The organism is Variovorax sp. 160MFSha2.1 (assembly GCF_048305075.1).
Classification (GTDB): domain Bacteria; phylum Pseudomonadota; class Gammaproteobacteria; order Burkholderiales; family Burkholderiaceae_C; genus Variovorax; species Variovorax guangxiensis.
In genome coordinates this window covers 815,261-833,294 of the sequence record NZ_CP157624.1, presented here as the reverse complement: position 1 = coordinate 833,294, position 18,034 = coordinate 815,261, and the positions used below count along the sequence as shown (strand labels likewise).

Here is an 18,034-nt window from a genome sequence, read left to right as displayed (position 1 = left end):
GTCCGCTGCCTTTCCTTGACGGAGATTCGCTTCATGCCACTTCACATCGGCATCGTCGGCTGCTCGGCCGAAGGCGCTGCGCTCTGCTATCGCACGCTGTGCGTCGAAGGCGCGAGCCACATGGGCCACGCGCATGCCCACCCGGAGGTCTCAATGCACACGCATTCGCTCGCGGCGTACGTGGACTGCCTGGACCGCGGCGACCTGGGCGGCGTCGCGCAGCTGATGCTGTCGTCGGCGGGCAAGCTCGCGGCGGCCGGCGCCGACTTTCTTATCTGCCCCGACAACACCATCCACCAGGCGATGCACCTGGTGCTTCCGAAGTCGCCACGGCCTTGGCTGCACATTGCCGAAGTCGTTGCGGCCGAGGCCGTGTCGCGCGGCTTCCGCAGCGTGGGCGTGCTGGGCACGCACTGGCTGGTGAACAGCGAGGTCTATCCGCAGGCGCTGTCGGCAGCCGGGCTCGAGGCCGTGCGGCCAAGCGCCGAGGAGCGTTCGGAGATGGGCCGCATCATCATGGACGAGCTGGTGCGCGGCGTGATGAAGCCGGAGTCCACCGACGTGCTGCGGCGGATGATCGACGGGCTGAAGGCACGCGGCTGCGATGCCGTCGTGCTGGGCTGCACCGAGTTGCCACTGGTGCTGAACGACGGCAACTCATCACTGCCCACGCTGGACTCGACACGCCTGCTGGCGCGCGCGGCGCTGCGGCGCGCGACTGCCGCCGGCTGAGCCTTCGTTCCTCGATACAAGCAAGGAGACATTCATGCCCGACATCGCCGCGATGCAGAAACTGCTGGACACCATCTTCCCCGGCCTCATGGGTGTGCAGCTCATCGAGCTGGCGCCCGAGCGCGTGGTCGCGCAGATGGAAGTGCGGCCCGACCTGTGCACCGCTGGTGGCATCCTCCACGGCGGCGCCTACATGGCCTTCGCGGACACCCTGGGCGCGGTCGGCACCATCGTCAACCTGCCCGAGGGCAAGCGCACGACGACCACCGATTCGAGCACCAAGTTCATCGCGGGAGCGCGCGTGGGTACCACGGTCACCGGCACCAGCGTGGCGCTGCATCGCGGGCGCACGACTCAGGTGTGGCAGACCTCGGTGACCAATGCGGACGGCAAGCTGTGCGCGGTCGTCACGCAAACGCAGCTGGTGCTTGACTGAGGCGCGCAGCCGCATCAGCGGCTGCGCATTCGCTCGATCTCAATAGCGGTCTTCGTAGTAGCGGCGATGCTGCTCGCGCTCCCACTGGCGGCGGCGCCACTCGCGGCGCTCTTCCCAGCGCTGCGCACGACGCTCTTCCCAGCTGGGTCCGGACTCGTAATAGACAGGCGCCGGAGCGGAATACACCGGGGCCGGCTGGTAGTAGGTCGGTGCCGGCCGCGAGTACACGGGTGCCGGCTCGTAGTAAACCGGTGCGGGCTCGGTCACGACCACGCCGGGTACGTTGATGCCTACGGACCAGCTCGTGCCCGCGTTGGCGGATGCGGCGGCGAACAAGGCGCCGGCGGCGAGGAAACCTGCGGTGACCAGCTTGAGCGTGGATTTGGGGAAAGCCATTTCTTTCATCTCCTGAAGGGCAAGAAGCTGCCCTGATGCGCTTCCAACGCCTGGCTGCGCGGTGTGGCGCACATCGGGACGGTGAAGAACGTTCCTAAATGTCACGCTGGGCTGTGATCTGCGGGGACGAAAGGCCTGCTGGCTATACTGCGCCCGTCATGCCGCAAGAAGGTGTGACCGGGATTGGTCTCCCGTTGAAGCTCTGCGACGAAAGCCGCAGTTTCCCCGCAGGGTCTGCGGCTTTGTCGTTCGTGCCTCCAGTTTTGGCGGCTCGATGGGCGGGCGCAAGCCCGGCCGGTTCTCGCAAGAGCTTCCCGGTAGACCAACCCGTCGAGTCGCCGCCCTCGATTGGTCTCGGGAGCGGCGGTTTTAGCAAACCGAAGCTCTTGGAGGCCGTCATGGCTAAATCCGCTCGCGCATTCACGCGCACGCCCCCTCACTCCGCCGAAGAACCCGTTGCGGCGCCCGACGCAGCGTCAAAGTCGCCCCCTCTTCAGCACAGTCCCGAATCATTCGCGCTCCAAGTAAGCGACGACGTCACCAGCATCCGTGACGTGCACAGCGCATACGCGTGCCTCGAAAAGCTCATCGCGCCGTTGCAGGTGACCGACTGCGAAGAGCTCTGCCCGACGCGCTCCGAACTCGGCGCGCTGGTCCGGCTGATCAACGAAGCTCTGCATCGGCGCATCGACGTTGCGGACGGCACGATCAGCTCTCTGCGTGAGGTTCTGCGGGAGAGTTGTTCGACCTAGATATGGATCGGCTCCGGCGAGAGCTCCAGCCCTTGGATATGCTCCCGCATCCACCGCTCCGTCAGCGGTTTCATGAACGAACCCTGCAACCGCCGATGGACTATCTCGCCGAACTGCGACTTCAAGGCTTCCACCAGGCGGACGGCCATCGAGACGATGAAGGCCGCGTGCAGTTCGATTGCGATCTGTACCGCGGTACATCGGACGAGCTCACGATCCAGGTGTATGCCGTCGATCAGGAGACGCTTGAACGCGAGGTCATGCCAATACTGGAGGCTGTGCTGCCGCAGATCGACGAGATGGTCGCCCGGCTCGGTGAGATCGATGCCGATCTGGCACAGATCATCTTGTATCGCGGGCGACTCGGGCTCCACTTCTGGTCGCGCGGGGTCAACAACGAGTTCACCGGGATCTGTACGCAAAGCGGAGATCGCTGGGTCTTCCAGGGGTATGGGGACATCTTCGCCAACAGTTAGTTGAAGAAAAGCCCGCGCGGGCGAACATCTGGCGATCTGGCCGCGCTGCCGAAGCATCACAAACTGAAAAGCCCCTGATTCCGTGAAGAATCAGGGGCTTGGATTGGTGGCCTGGGGCGGAATCGAACCACCGACACGCGGATTTTCAATCCGCTGCTCTACCAACTGAGCTACCGGGCCGTTGCTGTGTGCAGCCTCAGATTATACAGCGCTTCTGCGCCCTCTTGAAAGATCAACGCCAAGTTGTTTGAGCTTTCTGTAAAGATGGGTGCGTTCGAGGCCGGTTTTCTCGGCGACGCGGGTCATGGAGCCGTTCTCCATCGCAAGGTGGAACTCGAAGTACGCCTTCTCGAAGCCGTCGCGCGCATCGCGCAGCGGGCGGTCGAGGTCGAAGCTCTGGGTCGACTGCGGGCCGGTGTCGGCCACGGGCACGGAAGCCAGCGAGGCCATCAGCAGGCTGTCGCCGGTGGTTGTGATGGCGGTGGCCTGGCTGCCGGTGATCGGCGCGGGCACCACGCCTGCCGCCGCGCGGCGCGCGCTCTCGCGGGCCAGCCCCTGCTCCACCGCCTTGAGCAGCTTCTGCATGGTGATGGGCTTTTCGAGAAAGGCGAATGCGCCGATGCGCGTGGCGTCGACCGCCGTGTCGATGGTGGCGTGCCCGCTCATCATGATGACGGGCATGCTCAGGAGGCCGGCGGTGGACCACTCCTTGAGCAGCGTGACGCCGTCGGTATCGGGCATCCAGATGTCGAGCAGCACGAGATCGGGTCGTGCGCGCTGGCGCGCAGCGCGCGCTTCGGCCGCGTTCTCCGCGAGTTCCACGTTGTGGCCCTCGTCATTGAGAATTTCGAAGAGCAGGTCCCGGATGCCCAGCTCGTCATCGACCACGAGAATGTTTGCCATGAGTGCTGCTTGTTGTGTGCGCTGGTGTCCGCAATGGTATGTTGAGTCCGCTGGCCCATCCATCGCCTGTGCGACGGACATTCGTGCGGCTCAGGCGGAAGACTTCGACGAATCTTCGGTGGTGTGAGCGACCGCTGCCCGCGGCTCGCTTGCCAGCGCGAATGATAGCGAGACTTGTGCCCCTGCTACAGCCCCATCGACGACGCGGTTCGAAAGCTCGATGCGCGCGCCGTGCTCGTCGGCGATCTTCTTGACGACGGCGAGTCCCAAACCTGTACCTTTTGTTTTCGTGGTGACGTAGGGCTCGAACGCGCGCTTGAGGATGTTCTCGGCGAAGCCCGGGCCACTGTCCTGCACGGTCAGGCGCACGCGCTGCCCCGAGTCGCCCAGCCGCGTCCGGATGGTGACCTCGCCCGCCTTGCCCGTTCCGCTCGCAGCGGCTTCCGCAGCGTCCTGCGCGTTTTGCAACAGGTTGTGTATGACCTGGCGGATCTGCTGCGCGTCGCCCCTGATGGGCGGGCAGCGCTCGTCGAGCTCGGAGCGCAGCGTGATCGGCAGGTTCTCAGCGCTGTAGAGCTGCAGCACGTCGGTCAGCAGGGCGTTCAGGTCGACCGGCTTGAGGTCGGCTGCGGGCAGGCGCGCGTAGTCGCGGAATTCGTTCACCAGCCGCTTCATCGCGTCGACCTGGTCGACGATGGTCTTCACCGACTTCACGAGCACGGCCTGTTCGGGCGGCTGGACCTTGCCCGAGAGCTTCATCTCGAGCCGTTCGGCCGAGAGCTGGATCGGCGTGAGCGGGTTCTTGATCTCGTGCGCGAGCCGCCGCGCGACCTCGCCCCAGGCCTGCGCGCGCTGGGCCGAGACGATCTCGGAGATGTCGTCGAACACCAGCAGCCGCGCGGCGCCTGGCAGCTCCGCGCCGCGCGCGACGATGTTGATGGCGCCGTCCTGCTGCGGCAGATCGGCGCCGGAGGCATGCAGCTCGAAAGCGTGCTGCCAGTGGTCGAGGCCGTGCTGCATGCGCTCGACGAGAAAGTCCTCGAACTGCTGCTGCACCTTGGCGCCGAATTCGCCCAGCCCCGGGACCTCGATGAGCGGCCGGCCCTCGTAGGCCGCGAGCGGCGCGCGCAGCACGCGGGTCGCGCCCGGGTTGGTGGACAGCACGGTGCCCTTGGCATCGAGCACGATCACACCCGAGGTCAGGTTGTCGAGGATGGTCTGCAGGTTGGCGCGCGCCGCGTCGAGCTGGCCCATGGTCTTCTCGACCGCGCCGCGGGCGTCGGCCAGCTGCTGCGTCATGACGGCGAAGGAGCGCGTGAGGCCGCCGAGCTCGTCCTTGCCCTGCAGCACAGCCGTGGGCCGCAGGTCGCCGGCCGCCACCTGCCGCACGCCTTCGGCCAGCACGAGCAGCGGCCGCGCGAGCTGGTTGCCGAAGAGCACGGCCAGCAGCACCGCGCCGAACACGGCGAGGAACAGACTCAGCGTGAGCGTGCCGATGTACATGCGCCGCAGCCCTTCGCGCGCCAGCGCCCGTTCCTGGTATTCACGGTTGGCCTCCTGCACGGCCAGCGCGTTGGCGACCACGGCCGGCGGCAGCGGCCGCGTGACCTGCAGGTAACGCGGCGCGGTATCGAAGTCGAAGCCGGGCCGCTGCACCATCGCGAGCGCACGCACGCTCGCGGCCGGCGGGGTCGCGCCCGGCGCGGTGGTTTCGTCCAACCCCTCGACGTGCGCGACGGCACGCTCGGGACGCACCTGCCGAAACTGCTGCTGTGTCGGCCGGTCGGGGTTGAGCTGGAACCGCGAGGTGCCGGCGCTGGCCACGAGCTGCCCGGAGCCGGTCCAGAGGATCACGTCGCTGGCCTCGAGCTGGTCGCGGATGCGCTCGAGTACCAGGCCGGCGCTCGCGTCGGGCACCTGCGCCAGTTGCGCGCTGGCGCTGCGCGTCTTGACGGCAAGGTCATCGGACAGCGAATCGAGCGTGGCCCGTCCGAGGTTCAGGCCGGCATCGAGCGCGCCTTCCACCTTGACGTCGAACCAGCTCTCGATCGAGCGCGCGACGAACTGGTAAGACACCACGTAGACCAGCGCCCCCGGCACCACCCCCACCAGCGCGAAGATGGCCGCCAGCTTGATGAGCAGCCGGCTGCCGAACTTGCCCTGCCGCAGCCGCCGCAGCAGACGGAAGGCGACCCAGCCGATCACCAGCACCAACAGCACCGCCACCACGACGTTGATGCCGAAGAGGCGCACGTAGTAGCGCTCGTACAGCGCGCGGTTGTTGGTGGCCTGCGCCAGCAGGAACATCAGCACGAGGCCGATGGCGGTGACCAGCGCGGCACCGACGCCGATGGCCCAGCGCCTGGCCCGCGCGCGGCTCGCGGCGGACGAGGCCGCCGTGCCGCTGCGCGCCGGAGTGCTCACTTCTGCTTCTCCAGCGGGAGCTTGGCCGTGCGCTCGACGGCGATGTTCCAGTCGGCCTGGCCGACCACGCCGATCTGGAACGGACGCGGCAGCTGCGAGGTGTCGAGCCTGAAGCGGAAGGTGACCTGGTGCTGCGGGTCGTCGCCGATCTCGGCCAGGTCGCCCATGCGCAGGCGGCCGACGCGCTTGATGGCGTCGAGCGCGTCGCCGAGGGTGTCGAAGTTCTGGTTCAGCGAGATGCCCAGGCCTGCTGCACCGGTCATGGGCGCCGCCGACACGTTGAGCCGCCAGCGGCGCGTGAGCGGCTGGTAGGCCAGCCGCATGTGGCGCGTGACCTGCGCGACCTTGCGGTCGGTCCAGTACCAGCGCTCCTGGAAGAGCTCGGCCTCGGCCACGAAATAGATGGCGATGCCCTTGTCGAGCACCTCCTCGACCAGCGAGGGCAGCTCGAACTGCACGGCGGCGCTGAAGTAGACGCCATCGTCGGCCTGCTCCAGCCGCATCTGCGTGATGGTGGCGCCGCTGCGCCCCTGGGCGAAGGCCGCAGCCGGCAGGAGGGACATGCAGATCGCCCAGATCCAGAGCAGGACGGGCAGCGACAGGAACAGCCAGCGCCGTCGCTCAACGAGGACGCTTTTCAAGCAGGGCGTAGAAAAAGCCGTCGTGGTCACCAGAGGCATTGTCCGGGACGCCACGGGCATTCGACCCGCTTTGGGGCAGCAAATGGCCCGGCGACGGCAGCAATCGTGCGTTGGTGTTGTGTACAAGAAACGCATCAATTTGTTGCGAGCCCTCTTCGCGAAACACGGAGCAAGTGCAGTAAAGAAGTCGCCCGCCGGGCCGCACCAGCGGCCACAGGGCGGCCAGGAGCGTGGCCTGCTGGGCGGCGAGCTGGGCCGTGTCGCTCTCGCGGCGCAGCCAGCGCACGTCGGGATGGCGCCTCACGATGCCGGACGCCGTGCACGGCGCGTCGAGCAGGATGGCGTCGAAAGGCGTGCCGTCCCACCACTGGTCGGTCCGGGCGGCGTCGGCGACGAGCACCTTGGCCTGAAGCCCGAGGCGGGCCAGGGTGTCGTCGATGCGGCGGCTGCGGGCGGCATCGACTTCCAGGGCGGTGACCTCGATGGCGCCGGTGCCCGCCATTTCGAGCAGATGCGCGGTCTTGCCTCCGGGGGCGGCGCAGGCGTCGAGCACGCGCAGGGGCTGCGCTTTCTCCGGCAGCAGGCCCTCGAGCAGCAGCGGTGCGGCCATCTGCGCGGCCGCGTCCTGCACCGAGCAGGCACCGTCGGCAAAACCGGGCAGCTGCTGCACGGGACGGGCGCGTGCCAGTTGCAGGCCGCTCGGGCCCACGCGCGTCGCGGCCAGGCCGGCGGTTTCGAGTTCGGTCAGGTAGGAGGCCGCTGTCGTCCTGAGGACATTGACCCGCAACGTCATCGGCGCCTGCGCGTTGTCGGCGGCCAGCACCCGCTGCCAGTCGCGCGGATGGTCGCGCTTGAGGCGCTCGATCCACCAGCGCGGGTGGTTCCACTGCGCGACGGGTTCCGAGTCGGTGGTGGCCACGAGCTCGTCGCGTTCGCGCAGGAAGCGCCGCAGGCAGGCGTTGATGAAGCTGGCCTGCGCCCGCGTGGCGGGATTGCGCTTGGCGGCCTCGACGGCCTGGTCGACCAGGGTGAACGGTTCGTAGGGAGCGTGCTCCGCATTCCAGGCGAGTGCCAACGCGGTGCACAGCAGCGCATCGGGCAGGGGCGGCGGCGTGCGCTTGGCCAGGTGGCGGCGCAGCGCCTCGGCGCGGCCGAGCCAGCGCAGCACCTGGAAGCCGAGCGATTGCACGCCGGGCCGCAGCGCGGGCTCGACGGCCTCGAAGGCCACGGAGCCCGACGTGCCGGCGCGGATCGACGCCAGCGCCGCCGCCGTCAGTTGCAGCTGGCGCCAGAGCGGGGGTTGTTGCAGGGGCGGCGTGTCGCCAGGGCCTCTGCGAGAGGGGTCGGAGGGTAGTTCTGACAAGTTGGAGGCGATGGTAACGGGCCGGCCAAAAGCCGGACTTCGTACATGGAAAGAGAGCGACAGGAAATACCACTGCGGCCGTGGCGGCCCGGATCACAGGCCGGCGCCGCTCAAAGCAGCGGTGCCGCCGGACGCAGACGCACGGCCCATGCCACCAGCAAGGCCGGAAACTGGGCGATGGCGGCGTTGTATTGCGCCACCGCCTGGTTGAACTGGCTGCGCGCGATCTCCGCCGCGGCGGAGGGTTCGGGCCAGCCGATGGGCTCCGCCGTGCCGGGCACCATGCTTGTCGCGCCGGGCAGCAGCTGCGCGGGCCGCGACAACGTGCCGTCGGCGTCGAACACGGTCACCTGGTCGGGATGCTGCCGCTGCCAGGCGCCGATCCAGACCTGCAGCGCGGTCGCCAGCGCCGCCATGCCGCCGACGTCGAGCGGGCGCAGCCGGGTTGCGCCCAGCAGGGTCGCGAGCTGCGCCGTTGCGGCCTGCAGCGGCGCGATGGACGACAGCGATTCGCCGGTCGGCGCCGCCTCGGTCTGCGGGCCGGCCGCGATGCTGGCCTGCACGAAGTCGAGCTGCTTGCCCAGCGCCGCATCGAGCTGGCCATAGGCCTGCAGCACGGCCGCGCGAAGGCGTACCAGCCGGTTGTAGGCGCCGACAAACCAGAAGAGCAGGACCGCGACCGCGATCCAGCCGGCCAGCGATTCGGGCAATACGCTCATCGACGACAAGGCCTCATCAAGCAATCAATCACAGGGAACAAATGAAAACGCCCCCCGACCGGGGCCGGTCGGGGGGCGTGGTGTACCGGTCATGGCCGGTGATGCTAACCAGTTATTCGGTCGCAGCGCCTTCGCTGGCGTCCGCCGTGCTGGCGGCAGCATCGGCTTCACCGGAACCGGCCAGTTCGGCCGCTTCCGATTCGGCGATGGCGCGGCGCTCGGCCTCGTCCATGGCGTCCTTGACCTTGCGTGCCTGGTGGTACGCCATGCCGGTGCCCGCGGGGATCAGGCGGCCGACGATGACGTTTTCCTTCAGGCCGCGCAGCTCGTCGCGCTTGCCCATGATCGCGGCTTCGGTCAGCACGCGCGTCGTTTCCTGGAACGAAGCGGCCGAGATGAACGAGTCCGTCGACAGCGATGCCTTCGTGATACCCAGCAGCAGGTTGGTGAACGTCGCGGGGATCTTGCCTTCGGCGCGCAGGGCGTCGTTGGTGTTGAGCATCTCGCTGCGTTCGATCTGTTCGCCGGCGATGTAGCTGGTGTCGCCCGGGTTGTCGACCACGACGCGGCGCAGCATCTGGCGAACGATCACCTCGATGTGCTTGTCGTTGATCTTCACGCCCTGCAGGCGGTACACGTCCTGCACTTCGTCCACGATGTAGCGCGCCAGTTCTTCCGAACCCAGCAGGCGCAGGATGTCCTGCGGGTCAGCCGGACCGTCGACCACCGATTCGCCCTTGTTCACCACCTGGCCTTCGTGCACCAGGATGTTCTTTTCCTTCGGCACGAGGTCTTCCCAGACCGTGCCTTCCGGATCGGTGATCTGCAGGCGGATCTTGCCCTTCGTTTCCTTGCCGAACGACACGGTGCCGGTCATTTCGGCCAGCATGCCCTTGTCCTTCGGCGAACGGGCTTCGAACAGCTCGGCAACGCGCGGCAGACCGCCGGTGATGTCGCGGGTCTTCTGGCCTTCGACCGGAATACGCGCCAGCACTTCGCCGGGGCCCACGTCCTGGCCGTCACGCACCTGCACCAGCGCGCCGATCGGGAAGCCGATCGTCACCGAGTGGTCGGTGCCCGGGATCTTCACTTCGGCGCCGGAGGCGTCGATGAGCTTCACCTGCGGACGCACGACCTTGGCGGCGCCGCGGCGCTTCGGGTCGATCACGACCAGGGTCGACAGACCGGTCACTTCGTCCACCTGCTTGGCGACCGTGAGGCCTTCCTCGACGTTCTCGAACTGCGTCTTGCCGGCGAATTCCGTGATGATCGGGCGGGTCAGCGGGTCCCAGTTGGCCAGGACGTGGCCAGCCTTGATCTGCTGGTCGGCCTTGACCGTCAGGGTCGCGCCGTACGGCACCTTGTGGCGCTCGCGCTCGCGGCCGTGCTCGTCGTGGATGATGATTTCACCCGAACGCGAGATCACGACCAGCTCGCCCTTGCTGTTGGTCACGTAGCGCATCGTGGCGTTGAAGCCGATCGAGCCGTTCGACTTGGCTTCCACGCTCGAAGCGATGGCGGCGCGCGAAGCGGCACCACCGATGTGGAAGGTACGCATCGTCAGCTGCGTGCCGGGTTCGCCGATGGACTGGGCGGCGATCACACCGACGGCTTCGCCGATGTTGATCAGGCCGCCGCGGCCCAGGTCGCGGCCGTAGCAGGTCGAGCAGATGCCGAAGCGGGTCTCGCAGGTCAGCGCGGTGCGCACCTTGACCTCGTCGACGCCTTGCGCTTCCAGCGACTCGATGGTGTCCTCGTCGAACATCTCGCCGGCCTTCAGCAGCACGGCGCGGTTTTCCGGGTGCAGCACGTCGTCGGCAGCGGTACGGCCGAGGATACGGTCGCGCAGCGATTCGATGACTTCACCGCCTTCGACGATGGCGCGCATCAGGTAGCCGCCGTGCGTGCCGCAGTCCTGCTCGGTCACGACCAGGTCCTGCGTCACGTCGACCAGACGACGGGTCAGGTAGCCCGAGTTCGCCGTCTTCAGCGCCGTGTCGGCCAGACCCTTACGGGCACCGTGGGTGGAGATGAAGTACTCCAGCACGTTCAGGCCTTCGCGGAAGTTCGCGGTAATGGGCGTCTCGATGATCGAGCCGTCAGGCTTGGCCATCAGGCCGCGCATGCCGGCCACCTGGCGGATCTGGGCCGCGGAGCCGCGGGCGCCCGAGTCGGCCATCATGTAGATCGAGTTGAAGGACTCCTGCTCGACTTCCTTGCCGTTGCGGTCGATGACCTTCTGCTTCGACAGCTTGGCCATCATCACCTTCGACACTTCGTCGCCGGCCTTGCCCCAGATGTCCACCACCTTGTTGTAGCGCTCGCCGGAGGTCACGAGACCGGAGACGTACTGCTGCTCGATCTCCTTCACTTCCTTGGCCGAGCGCTCGATGATGCCGTGCTTCTCCGAAGGCACCAGCATGTCGTCGATGGCGATCGAGATGCCGGCCTTGGTCGCCAGGCGGAAGCCGTTCTGCAGCAGCTTGTCTGCGAAGACGACGGTTTCCTTCAGGCCGCACTTGCGGAACGAGACGTTGATGAGCTTGGAGATTTCCTTCTTCTTCAGCGCCTTGTTGATGTTCGAGAACGGCAGGCCCTTCGGCAGGATCTCGGACAGCAGCGCACGGCCCACGGTGGTGTCCACGAGCGAGGTCGACGGCGTGAATTCGCCGGTTTCCTTGTTCTTGGTGTATTCCATGATGCGCACTGCCACCTTGGCGGTGAGTTCGACTTCGTTGGCGTCGAGCGCACGCTGGACTTCACCGATGTCGGAGAAGACCAGGCCTTCGCCCTTGCCGTTGATGCGGTCGCGGGTCGTGTAGTACAGACCCAGCACCACGTCCTGCGAAGGAACGATCGACGGTTCGCCCGAAGCCGGGAACAGCACGTTGTTGGAGGCCAGCATCAGCGTGCGGGCTTCCATCTGCGCTTCCACCGACAGCGGCACGTGGACGGCCATCTGGTCGCCGTCGAAGTCGGCGTTGAAAGCCGCGCAGACGAGCGGGTGCAGCTGGATCGCCTTGCCTTCGATCAGGATCGGCTCGAAGGCCTGGATACCCAGGCGGTGCAGCGTCGGAGCGCGGTTCAGCATGACCGGGTGCTCCTTGATGACCTCTTCCAGGATGTCCCAGACCACCGGCGTGCCCGATTCGACTTCCTTCTTGGCAGCCTTGATCGTGGTCGCGATGCCCATGGCTTCGAGGCGCGAGAAGATGAAGGGCTTGAAGAGTTCGAGCGCCATCAGCTTCGGCAGGCCGCACTGGTGCAGCTTGAGCGTCGGACCCACCACGATGACCGAACGGCCAGAGTAGTCGACGCGCTTGCCCAGCAGGTTCTGGCGGAAGCGGCCGCTCTTGCCCTTGATCATGTCGGCCAGCGACTTCAGCGCGCGCTTGTTCGCGCCCGTCATGGCCTTGCCGCGGCGGCCGTTGTCCAGCAGCGAGTCGACGGCTTCCTGCAGCATCCGCTTCTCGTTGCGCGCGATGATTTCCGGAGCCTTCAGCTCCAGCAGGCGGCGCAGGCGCGAGTTGCGGTTGATGACGCGGCGGTACAGGTCGTTCAGGTCGGAGGTCGCGAAGCGGCCGCCGTCCAGCGGCACCAGCGGACGCAGGTCCGGCGGCAGCACGGGCAGCACGTCGAGCACCATCCACTCGGGCTTGATGCCCGACTTGCGGAAGGCTTCCAGCACCTTCAGGCGCTTGGAGTTCTTCTTGACCTTGACTTCGGAGCCGGTCAGGTCGCCGCGCAGGCGTTCGATCTCGCTGTCGAGTTCGATGCCTTCGAGCAGGTCCTTGATGCCTTCGGCGCCCATCTTGGCGACGAACTCGTCACCGTATTCCTTGCGCTTCGCGTCATAGTCGTCCTCGGACATGATGCCGAACTTCTTCAGCGGGGTCATGCCGGGGTCGGTGATCACGTAGGCTTCGAAGTACAGCACGCGCTCGATGTCGCGCAGCGTCATGTCGAGCACGAGGCCCAGGCGCGACGGCAGCGACTTGAGGAACCAGATGTGGGCGCAGGGCGCGGCCAGGTCGATGTGACCCATGCGCTCGCGGCGCACCTTGGTCTGCGTGACTTCGACGCCGCACTTCTCGCAGATCACGCCGCGGTGCTTCAGGCGCTTGTACTTGCCGCACAGGCACTCGTAGTCCTTGATGGGGCCGAAGATCTTCGCGCAGAAGAGGCCGTCGCGCTCGGGCTTGAACGTGCGGTAGTTGATCGTCTCGGGCTTCTTCACCTCGCCGAAGGACCACGAACGGATCTTCTCGGGCGAAGCCATGCCGATCTTGATGGCATCGAAATGCTCATCAGGGGTGAATTGCTTGAACAGGTCGAGTAGCGATTTCATAAGACTCTTTCCCTTTTCAAATTAGGAACGCTCGAGCTCGATGTCGAGACCCAGCGAACGGATTTCCTTGACCAGCACGTTGAACGACTCCGGCATGCCGGCTTCGATCGAGTGCTCGCCCTTGACGATGCTCTCGTACACCTTGGTACGGCCTTGCACGTCGTCGGACTTCACGGTCAGCATTTCCTGCAGGACGTAGGAAGCGCCGTAGGCTTCGAGCGCCCACACTTCCATTTCCCCGAAACGCTGGCCGCCGAACTGCGCCTTGCCGCCCAGAGGCTGCTGCGTGACCAGCGAGTACGGGCCGGTCGAGCGGGCGTGCATCTTGTCGTCCACCAGGTGATGCAGCTTCAGGAAGTGCATGTAGCCGACGGTGACGGGACGCTCGAACTGGTCGCCGGTGCGGCCGTCGAACAGGTAGGCCTGCGTGCGGCTCTCGGTCAGGCCCTTGGCCTTGGCGATGTCGTCCGGGTAGGCCAGCTTCAGCATGCCGCGGATTTCCTCTTCCGAGGCACCGTCGAACACCGGCGTCGCGAAGGTCGCGCCGTTCTGGAGGTTGCCGGCCATCTCGAGCAGCTCGGTGTCGCTCAGCGAAGCGATGTTCTCCTGGCGGCCCGAGCCGTTGTACAGCTGCTCCATGAACTTGCGCAGCTCGGCCACCTTGGCCTCCTGCTGCAACAGGTCGCCGATGCGCTGGCCCACGCCCTTGCCGGCCCAGCCCAGGTGCACCTCGAGAACCTGGCCCACGTTCATCCGCGAGGGCACGCCCAGCGGATTCAGGCAGATGTCGCACGGGGTGCCGTCGGCCATGTGGGGCATGTCCTCGACCGGAACGATCTTCGACACCACACCCTTGTTGCCGTGGCGGCCGGCCATCTTGTCGCCGGGCTGCAGGCGGCGCTTGACGGCCAGGTAGACCTTGACCATCTTCAGCACGCCGGCGGGCAGCTCGTCGCCCTGCGTGAGCTTCTTGCGCTTCTCTTCGAACGCGAGGTCGAAGCTGTGGCGCGTCTGCTCCAGCGAGTTCTTGATCGACTCGAGCTGCGTCGCCACTTCGTCTTCCGCCGGACGGATGTCGAACCAGTGGAACTTCTCGACCGACGACAGGTAGGCCTTGTCGAGCTTGGTGCCCTTGGCCAGCTTGTTCGGGCCGCCGTTGGCGACCTTGCCGGTCAGCAGCTTCTCGATACGGTCGAACGCGTCGGCTTCGACGATGCGAAGCTGGTCGTTCAGGTCGAGGCGGAAGCGCTTGAGTTCGTCGTCGATGATCTGCTGGGCGCGCTTGTCGCGCTGGATGCCTTCGCGGGTGAACACCTGCACGTCGATCACGGTGCCCTGCGAGCCCTGGTCCACGCGCAGCGAGGTGTCCTTCACGTCGGAAGCCTTCTCGCCGAAGATGGCGCGAAGCAGCTTCTCTTCAGGCGTCAGCGTGGTCTCGCCCTTCGGCGTGACCTTGCCCACCAGCGTGTCGCCCGGCTGCACTTCGGCGCCGACATAGATGATGCCGGACTCGTCGAGGCGGTTGAGCTGCTGCTCGGCCAGGTTCGGGATGTCGCGCGTGATTTCTTCGGCGCCCAGCTTCGTGTCGCGGGCCATCACCACCAGTTCCTCGATGTGGATCGAGGTGTAGCGGTCTTCGGCGACGACGCGTTCCGAGATCAGGATCGAGTCTTCGAAGTTGTAGCCGTTCCAGGGCATGAACGCGATCAGCATGTTCTGGCCGAGGGCCAGTTCGCCGAGGTCGGTCGATGCGCCGTCGGCCACCACGTCGCCCTTGGCGATCTTGTCGCCGCGCTTGACGATGGGGCGCTGGTGGATGTTGGTGTTCTGGTTCGAACGCTGATACTTGATCAGGTTGTAGATGTCCACACCGACTTCACCGGCAGCCGCTTCGGCGTCGTTCACGCGCACCACGACACGGGTCGCGTCGACATAGTCGACGATACCGCCGCGGGTGGCCGTGACCACGGTGCCCGAGTCGACCGCGGAGACGCGCTCGATACCGGTACCGACCATCGGCTTCTCCGGACGCAGCACCGGCACGGCCTGGCGCTGCATGTTGGCGCCCATCAGCGCGCGGTTCGCGTCGTCGTGCTCGAGGAACGGCACTAGCGATGCAGCCACCGACACGATCTGCGCGGGCGACACGTCCATGTACTGGATGCGCTCCGCGCCGACCAGGATCGATTCGCCGGCTTCGCGGGCGGAGACCAGGTCGCCGGTCAGCTTGCCGTCCTTGTCCAGGGCCGCGTTGGCCTGGGCGATGACGTACTTGCCTTCCTCGATGGCCGACAGGTAGTCGATCTCGTTGGTGACCTTGCCGTCAACCACGCGGCGGTACGGCGTCTCGATGAAGCCGTATTCGTTCAGGCGGGCGTACAGGGCCAGCGAGTTGATCAGGCCGATGTTCGGGCCTTCAGGCGTTTCGATCGGGCACACGCGGCCGTAGTGGGTCACGTGCACGTCGCGCACTTCGAAGCCGGCACGTTCGCGCGTCAGACCACCCGGGCCAAGGGCCGACACGCGGCGCTTGTGGGTGATCTCGGACAGCGGGTTCGTCTGGTCCATGAACTGCGACAGCTGCGAGGCGCCGAAGAATTCCTTCAGGGCGGCCGAGATCGGCTTGCTGTTGATCAGGTCGTGCGGCATCAGCGGCTCTTGCTCCGCCTGGCCCAGACGCTCCTTCACGGCCTTCTCGATGCGGGCCAGGCCGGTGCGGTACTGGTTCTCGGCCAGTTCGCCCACGCAGCGCACGCGACGGTTGCCCAGGTGGTCGATGTCGTCGACTTCGCCGTTGCCGTTGCGCAGGTCCACGAGGATCTTGACCACGGCCAGGATGTCCTCGTTGGTCAGCACCATCGGGCCGGTCGACTCGTCGCGGCCGACCTTGGCGTTGAACTTCATGCGGCCGACGCGCGACAGGTCGTACGTGTCCGGGTTGTAGAACAGGCGCTGGAACAGGGCCTGCACGGCGTCTTCCGTCGGCGGCTCGCCGGGGCGCATCATGCGGTAGATGGCCACGCGGGCGGCGAACTCGTCCACGGTTTCGTCGATGCGCAGGGTCTGCGAGATGTACGCGCCCTGGTCGAGTTCGTTCGTGTAGATGACCTGCACGTCCTGCACGCCGGCCGTGCGCAGCTTCTTCAGCAGCGACTCGGTCAGCTCGTCGTTGGCCTTGGCCAGGATCTCGCCGGAATCGGCATCGACGATGTTGCGGGCGATCACGCGGCCGATCAGGAAGTCTTCCGGCACGCTGATGTGCGTGGTGCCGCCCTGCTCGAGCTCACGCGTATGGCGCGCGGTGACGCGCTTGTCCTTGGCGACCACGACCTTGCCCGACTTGTCGGTGATGTCGAAGCGCGCGACTTCGCCGCGCAGGCGCTCGGAGACGAACTCCATCTGCGCGCCGCTGTCCATCAGGCGGAAGTTGTCGTTCACGAAGAAGTTCGCGAGGATCGATTCCGGGTTCAGGCCGATGGCCTTCAGCAGGATCGTGACCGGCATCTTGCGGCGACGGTCGACGCGGAAGTACAGCATGTCCTTCGGGTCGAACTCGAAGTCGAGCCACGAACCGCGGTAGGGGATCACGCGGGCGGAGAACAGCAGCTTGCCCGAGCTGTGCGTCTTGCCCTTGTCGTGCTCGAAGAACACGCCCGGCGAACGGTGCAGCTGCGACACGATCACGCGCTCGGTACCGTTGATGATGAACGAACCCTTGTCCGTCATGAGCGGCACTTCGCCCATGTAGACCTCTTGTTCCTTCACTTCCTTGACCACCTTCGACTGCGAGGTCGACGACTCGCGGTCATAGATGATGAGCTGCACCTTGGCGCGCACGGCCGACGCGAAAGTCAGGCCGCGGGTCTGGCATTCGCGCACGTCGAACGCCGGCTTCGCCAGGTTGTACTCGAGGAACTTCATCTCGACGAAACCGTTGTGCGAGACGATCGGGAAGGCAGCGTCGAACGCGGCCTGCAGGCCTTCGACGGTACGTTGTTTCGGGGGGATGCCGGCTTGCAGGAACGCGGTGTATGCGTCTTTCTGCATCTGCAGCAGGTAGGGGATTTCGACGACGCTGTCGCGATTGCCGAAACTTTTTCGGATGCGCTTGCGTTCGGTGTAACTGTACGCGGACGATTGGGCCATGAGAGCTCCGGTGCTTGAGATCTTCAGCGACTTGTCAGCAGTGCCTGGGCACCACTGCTTGGCGGCTGGCCACTACCAGCCGTTGGCGGACAGCGATGCGTTGCACATCGCCCGAACCAAGGGGTCTTCTGCAGTCGGGGTCAGAAGACACTCAAAAATCCCGCCTCGTTTTGGCTTTTCCGGAGCCCTTTGGGCCTCCGGGAAAACCGGCAACGAGCCGGCTTTTGAGTGCGCTCTGAAAGCGGCAAAGGCTGGAGGGCCTTTTCAGGCACCTCCAGCCCTCCAGGGGGTCTGAATTACTTCAGTTCCACCTTGGCGCCGGCTTCTTCCAGCTTCTTCTTGGCGGCTTCAGCGTCAGCCTTCGACAGGCCTTCCTTGACAGCCTTGGGAGCGGCTTCCACCAGGTCCTTGGCTTCCTTCAGGCCCAGGCCGGTGATTTCGCGCACTGCCTTGATCGCCGAAACCTTGTTCGCGCCAGCATCCATCAGCATGACGTTGAACTCGGTCTTCTCTTCGACTGCAGCAGCAGCGGCACCGCCACCACCAGCAGCCGGAGCGGCCATTGCAGCGGCGCTCACGCCGAACTTCTCTTCGATGGCCTTGACCAGGTCGTTGAGTTCCAGGACCGTCATGCTGTCGAGCGCGGTCAGAAATGCGTCTTTATCGAATGCCATTTTTGTTTCCTAACAATTGGGTTG

13 protein-coding genes and 1 tRNA gene are annotated in these 18,034 nt (G+C 66.0%); 4 read left to right on the top strand and 10 right to left on the bottom strand.

The window, feature by feature from the left end:
- The first annotated feature begins 33 nt into the window (after positions 1-33).
- Both ABL838_RS03660 and ABL838_RS03655 read left to right on the top strand, forming a co-directional pair.
- Positions 34-732, top strand: a complete 699-nt coding sequence (locus ABL838_RS03660) for an aspartate/glutamate racemase family protein (protein WP_418124182.1) — start codon at positions 34-36, stop codon at positions 730-732.
- 34 nt (positions 733-766) lie between these two features.
- Positions 767-1,168, top strand: a complete 402-nt coding sequence (locus ABL838_RS03655; RefSeq protein ID WP_418124180.1) for a PaaI family thioesterase — start codon at positions 767-769, stop codon at positions 1,166-1,168.
- Positions 1,169-1,207: 39 nt separating this feature from the next.
- Here the strand turns inward: ABL838_RS03655 and ABL838_RS03650 are convergent, their stop codons facing one another.
- Positions 1,208-1,564: a hypothetical protein gene (locus tag ABL838_RS03650; protein WP_418124179.1), complete on the bottom strand. Its 357-nt coding sequence runs from the start codon at positions 1,562-1,564 to the stop codon at positions 1,208-1,210.
- 398 nt (positions 1,565-1,962) lie between these two features.
- Here ABL838_RS03650 and ABL838_RS03645 point away from each other — a divergent pair, with 398 nt between their 5' ends.
- Together ABL838_RS03645 and ABL838_RS03640 are read left to right on the top strand one after the other, a co-directional pair.
- Positions 1,963-2,316 (top strand): hypothetical protein, encoded by a 354-nt coding sequence (locus tag ABL838_RS03645; RefSeq protein ID WP_418124177.1) that lies wholly within the window; start codon positions 1,963-1,965, stop codon positions 2,314-2,316.
- A gap of 95 nt (positions 2,317-2,411) precedes the next feature.
- Positions 2,412-2,792 carry a hypothetical protein gene (locus ABL838_RS03640; protein WP_418124176.1) on the top strand — a complete coding sequence of 127 codons (381 nt, stop codon included), beginning with the start codon at positions 2,412-2,414 and terminating at the stop codon, positions 2,790-2,792.
- Between the two features lie 104 nt (positions 2,793-2,896).
- Here ABL838_RS03640 and ABL838_RS03635 read toward each other — a convergent pair.
- The 9 genes from ABL838_RS03635 to rplL form a co-directional block, all read right to left on the bottom strand.
- A tRNA-Phe gene (locus ABL838_RS03635) sits at positions 2,897-2,972 on the bottom strand.
- A gap of 21 nt (positions 2,973-2,993) precedes the next feature.
- On the bottom strand, positions 2,994-3,695 hold the full coding sequence (locus ABL838_RS03630; protein ID WP_126021684.1) for a response regulator: 702 nt from the start codon (positions 3,693-3,695) through the stop codon (positions 2,994-2,996).
- A gap of 90 nt (positions 3,696-3,785) precedes the next feature.
- Positions 3,786-6,119 (bottom strand): ATP-binding protein, encoded by a 2,334-nt coding sequence (locus ABL838_RS03625; protein WP_418124175.1) that lies wholly within the window; start codon positions 6,117-6,119, stop codon positions 3,786-3,788.
- Positions 6,116-6,682, bottom strand: coding sequence for a DUF4390 domain-containing protein (locus ABL838_RS03620; RefSeq protein ID WP_184642751.1), 567 nt, complete (start codon positions 6,680-6,682; stop codon positions 6,116-6,118). Before ABL838_RS03620 ends, ABL838_RS03625 begins: the two co-directional genes overlap by 4 nt.
- A 58-nt stretch (positions 6,683-6,740) precedes the next feature.
- Positions 6,741-8,123 carry a 16S rRNA (cytosine(967)-C(5))-methyltransferase RsmB gene (gene rsmB, locus ABL838_RS03615; protein WP_418124173.1) on the bottom strand — a complete coding sequence of 461 codons (1,383 nt, stop codon included), beginning with the start codon at positions 8,121-8,123 and terminating at the stop codon, positions 6,741-6,743.
- Positions 8,124-8,233: 110 nt separating this feature from the next.
- Positions 8,234-8,842 (bottom strand): lema family protein, encoded by a 609-nt coding sequence (locus ABL838_RS03610; RefSeq protein WP_184642749.1) that lies wholly within the window; start codon positions 8,840-8,842, stop codon positions 8,234-8,236.
- 112 nt (positions 8,843-8,954) lie between these two features.
- Positions 8,955-13,190 (bottom strand): DNA-directed RNA polymerase subunit beta', encoded by a 4,236-nt coding sequence (rpoC, locus tag ABL838_RS03605; protein ID WP_418124172.1) that lies wholly within the window; start codon positions 13,188-13,190, stop codon positions 8,955-8,957.
- A gap of 21 nt (positions 13,191-13,211) precedes the next feature.
- On the bottom strand, positions 13,212-17,336 hold the full coding sequence (gene rpoB / locus ABL838_RS03600) for a DNA-directed RNA polymerase subunit beta (RefSeq protein ID WP_126021689.1): 4,125 nt from the start codon (positions 17,334-17,336) through the stop codon (positions 13,212-13,214).
- 296 nt (positions 17,337-17,632) lie between these two features.
- A complete protein-coding gene (gene rplL, locus ABL838_RS03595) occupies positions 17,633-18,010 on the bottom strand; it encodes a 50S ribosomal protein L7/L12 (RefSeq protein WP_369659766.1) in 378 nt (125 codons plus the stop codon).
- Positions 18,011-18,034 lie beyond the last annotated feature (24 nt).

Excerpts from the sequence above, each read along its gene's own strand:
- ABL838_RS03645 (WP_418124177.1), top strand. The coding sequence starts at position 1,963 with ATGGCTAAATCCGCTCGCGCATTCACGCGCACGCCCCCTCACTCCGCC.
- rpoC (WP_418124172.1), bottom strand. The coding sequence starts at position 13,190 with ATGAAATCGCTACTCGACCTGTTCAAGCAATTCACCCCTGATGAGCAT.
- ABL838_RS03630 (WP_126021684.1), bottom strand. The coding sequence starts at position 3,695 with ATGGCAAACATTCTCGTGGTCGATGACGAGCTGGGCATCCGGGACCTG.
- ABL838_RS03610 (WP_184642749.1), bottom strand. The coding sequence starts at position 8,842 with ATGAGCGTATTGCCCGAATCGCTGGCCGGCTGGATCGCGGTCGCGGTC.
- ABL838_RS03660 (WP_418124182.1), top strand. The coding sequence starts at position 34 with ATGCCACTTCACATCGGCATCGTCGGCTGCTCGGCCGAAGGCGCTGCG.
- rplL (WP_369659766.1), bottom strand. The coding sequence starts at position 18,010 with ATGGCATTCGATAAAGACGCATTTCTGACCGCGCTCGACAGCATGACG.
- ABL838_RS03640 (WP_418124176.1), top strand. The coding sequence starts at position 2,412 with ATGGACTATCTCGCCGAACTGCGACTTCAAGGCTTCCACCAGGCGGAC.
- ABL838_RS03620 (WP_184642751.1), bottom strand. The coding sequence starts at position 6,682 with ATGTCCCTCCTGCCGGCTGCGGCCTTCGCCCAGGGGCGCAGCGGCGCC.
- ABL838_RS03655 (WP_418124180.1), top strand. The coding sequence starts at position 767 with ATGCCCGACATCGCCGCGATGCAGAAACTGCTGGACACCATCTTCCCC.
- ABL838_RS03650 (WP_418124179.1), bottom strand. The coding sequence starts at position 1,564 with ATGGCTTTCCCCAAATCCACGCTCAAGCTGGTCACCGCAGGTTTCCTC.
- rpoB (WP_126021689.1), bottom strand. The coding sequence starts at position 17,336 with ATGGCCCAATCGTCCGCGTACAGTTACACCGAACGCAAGCGCATCCGA.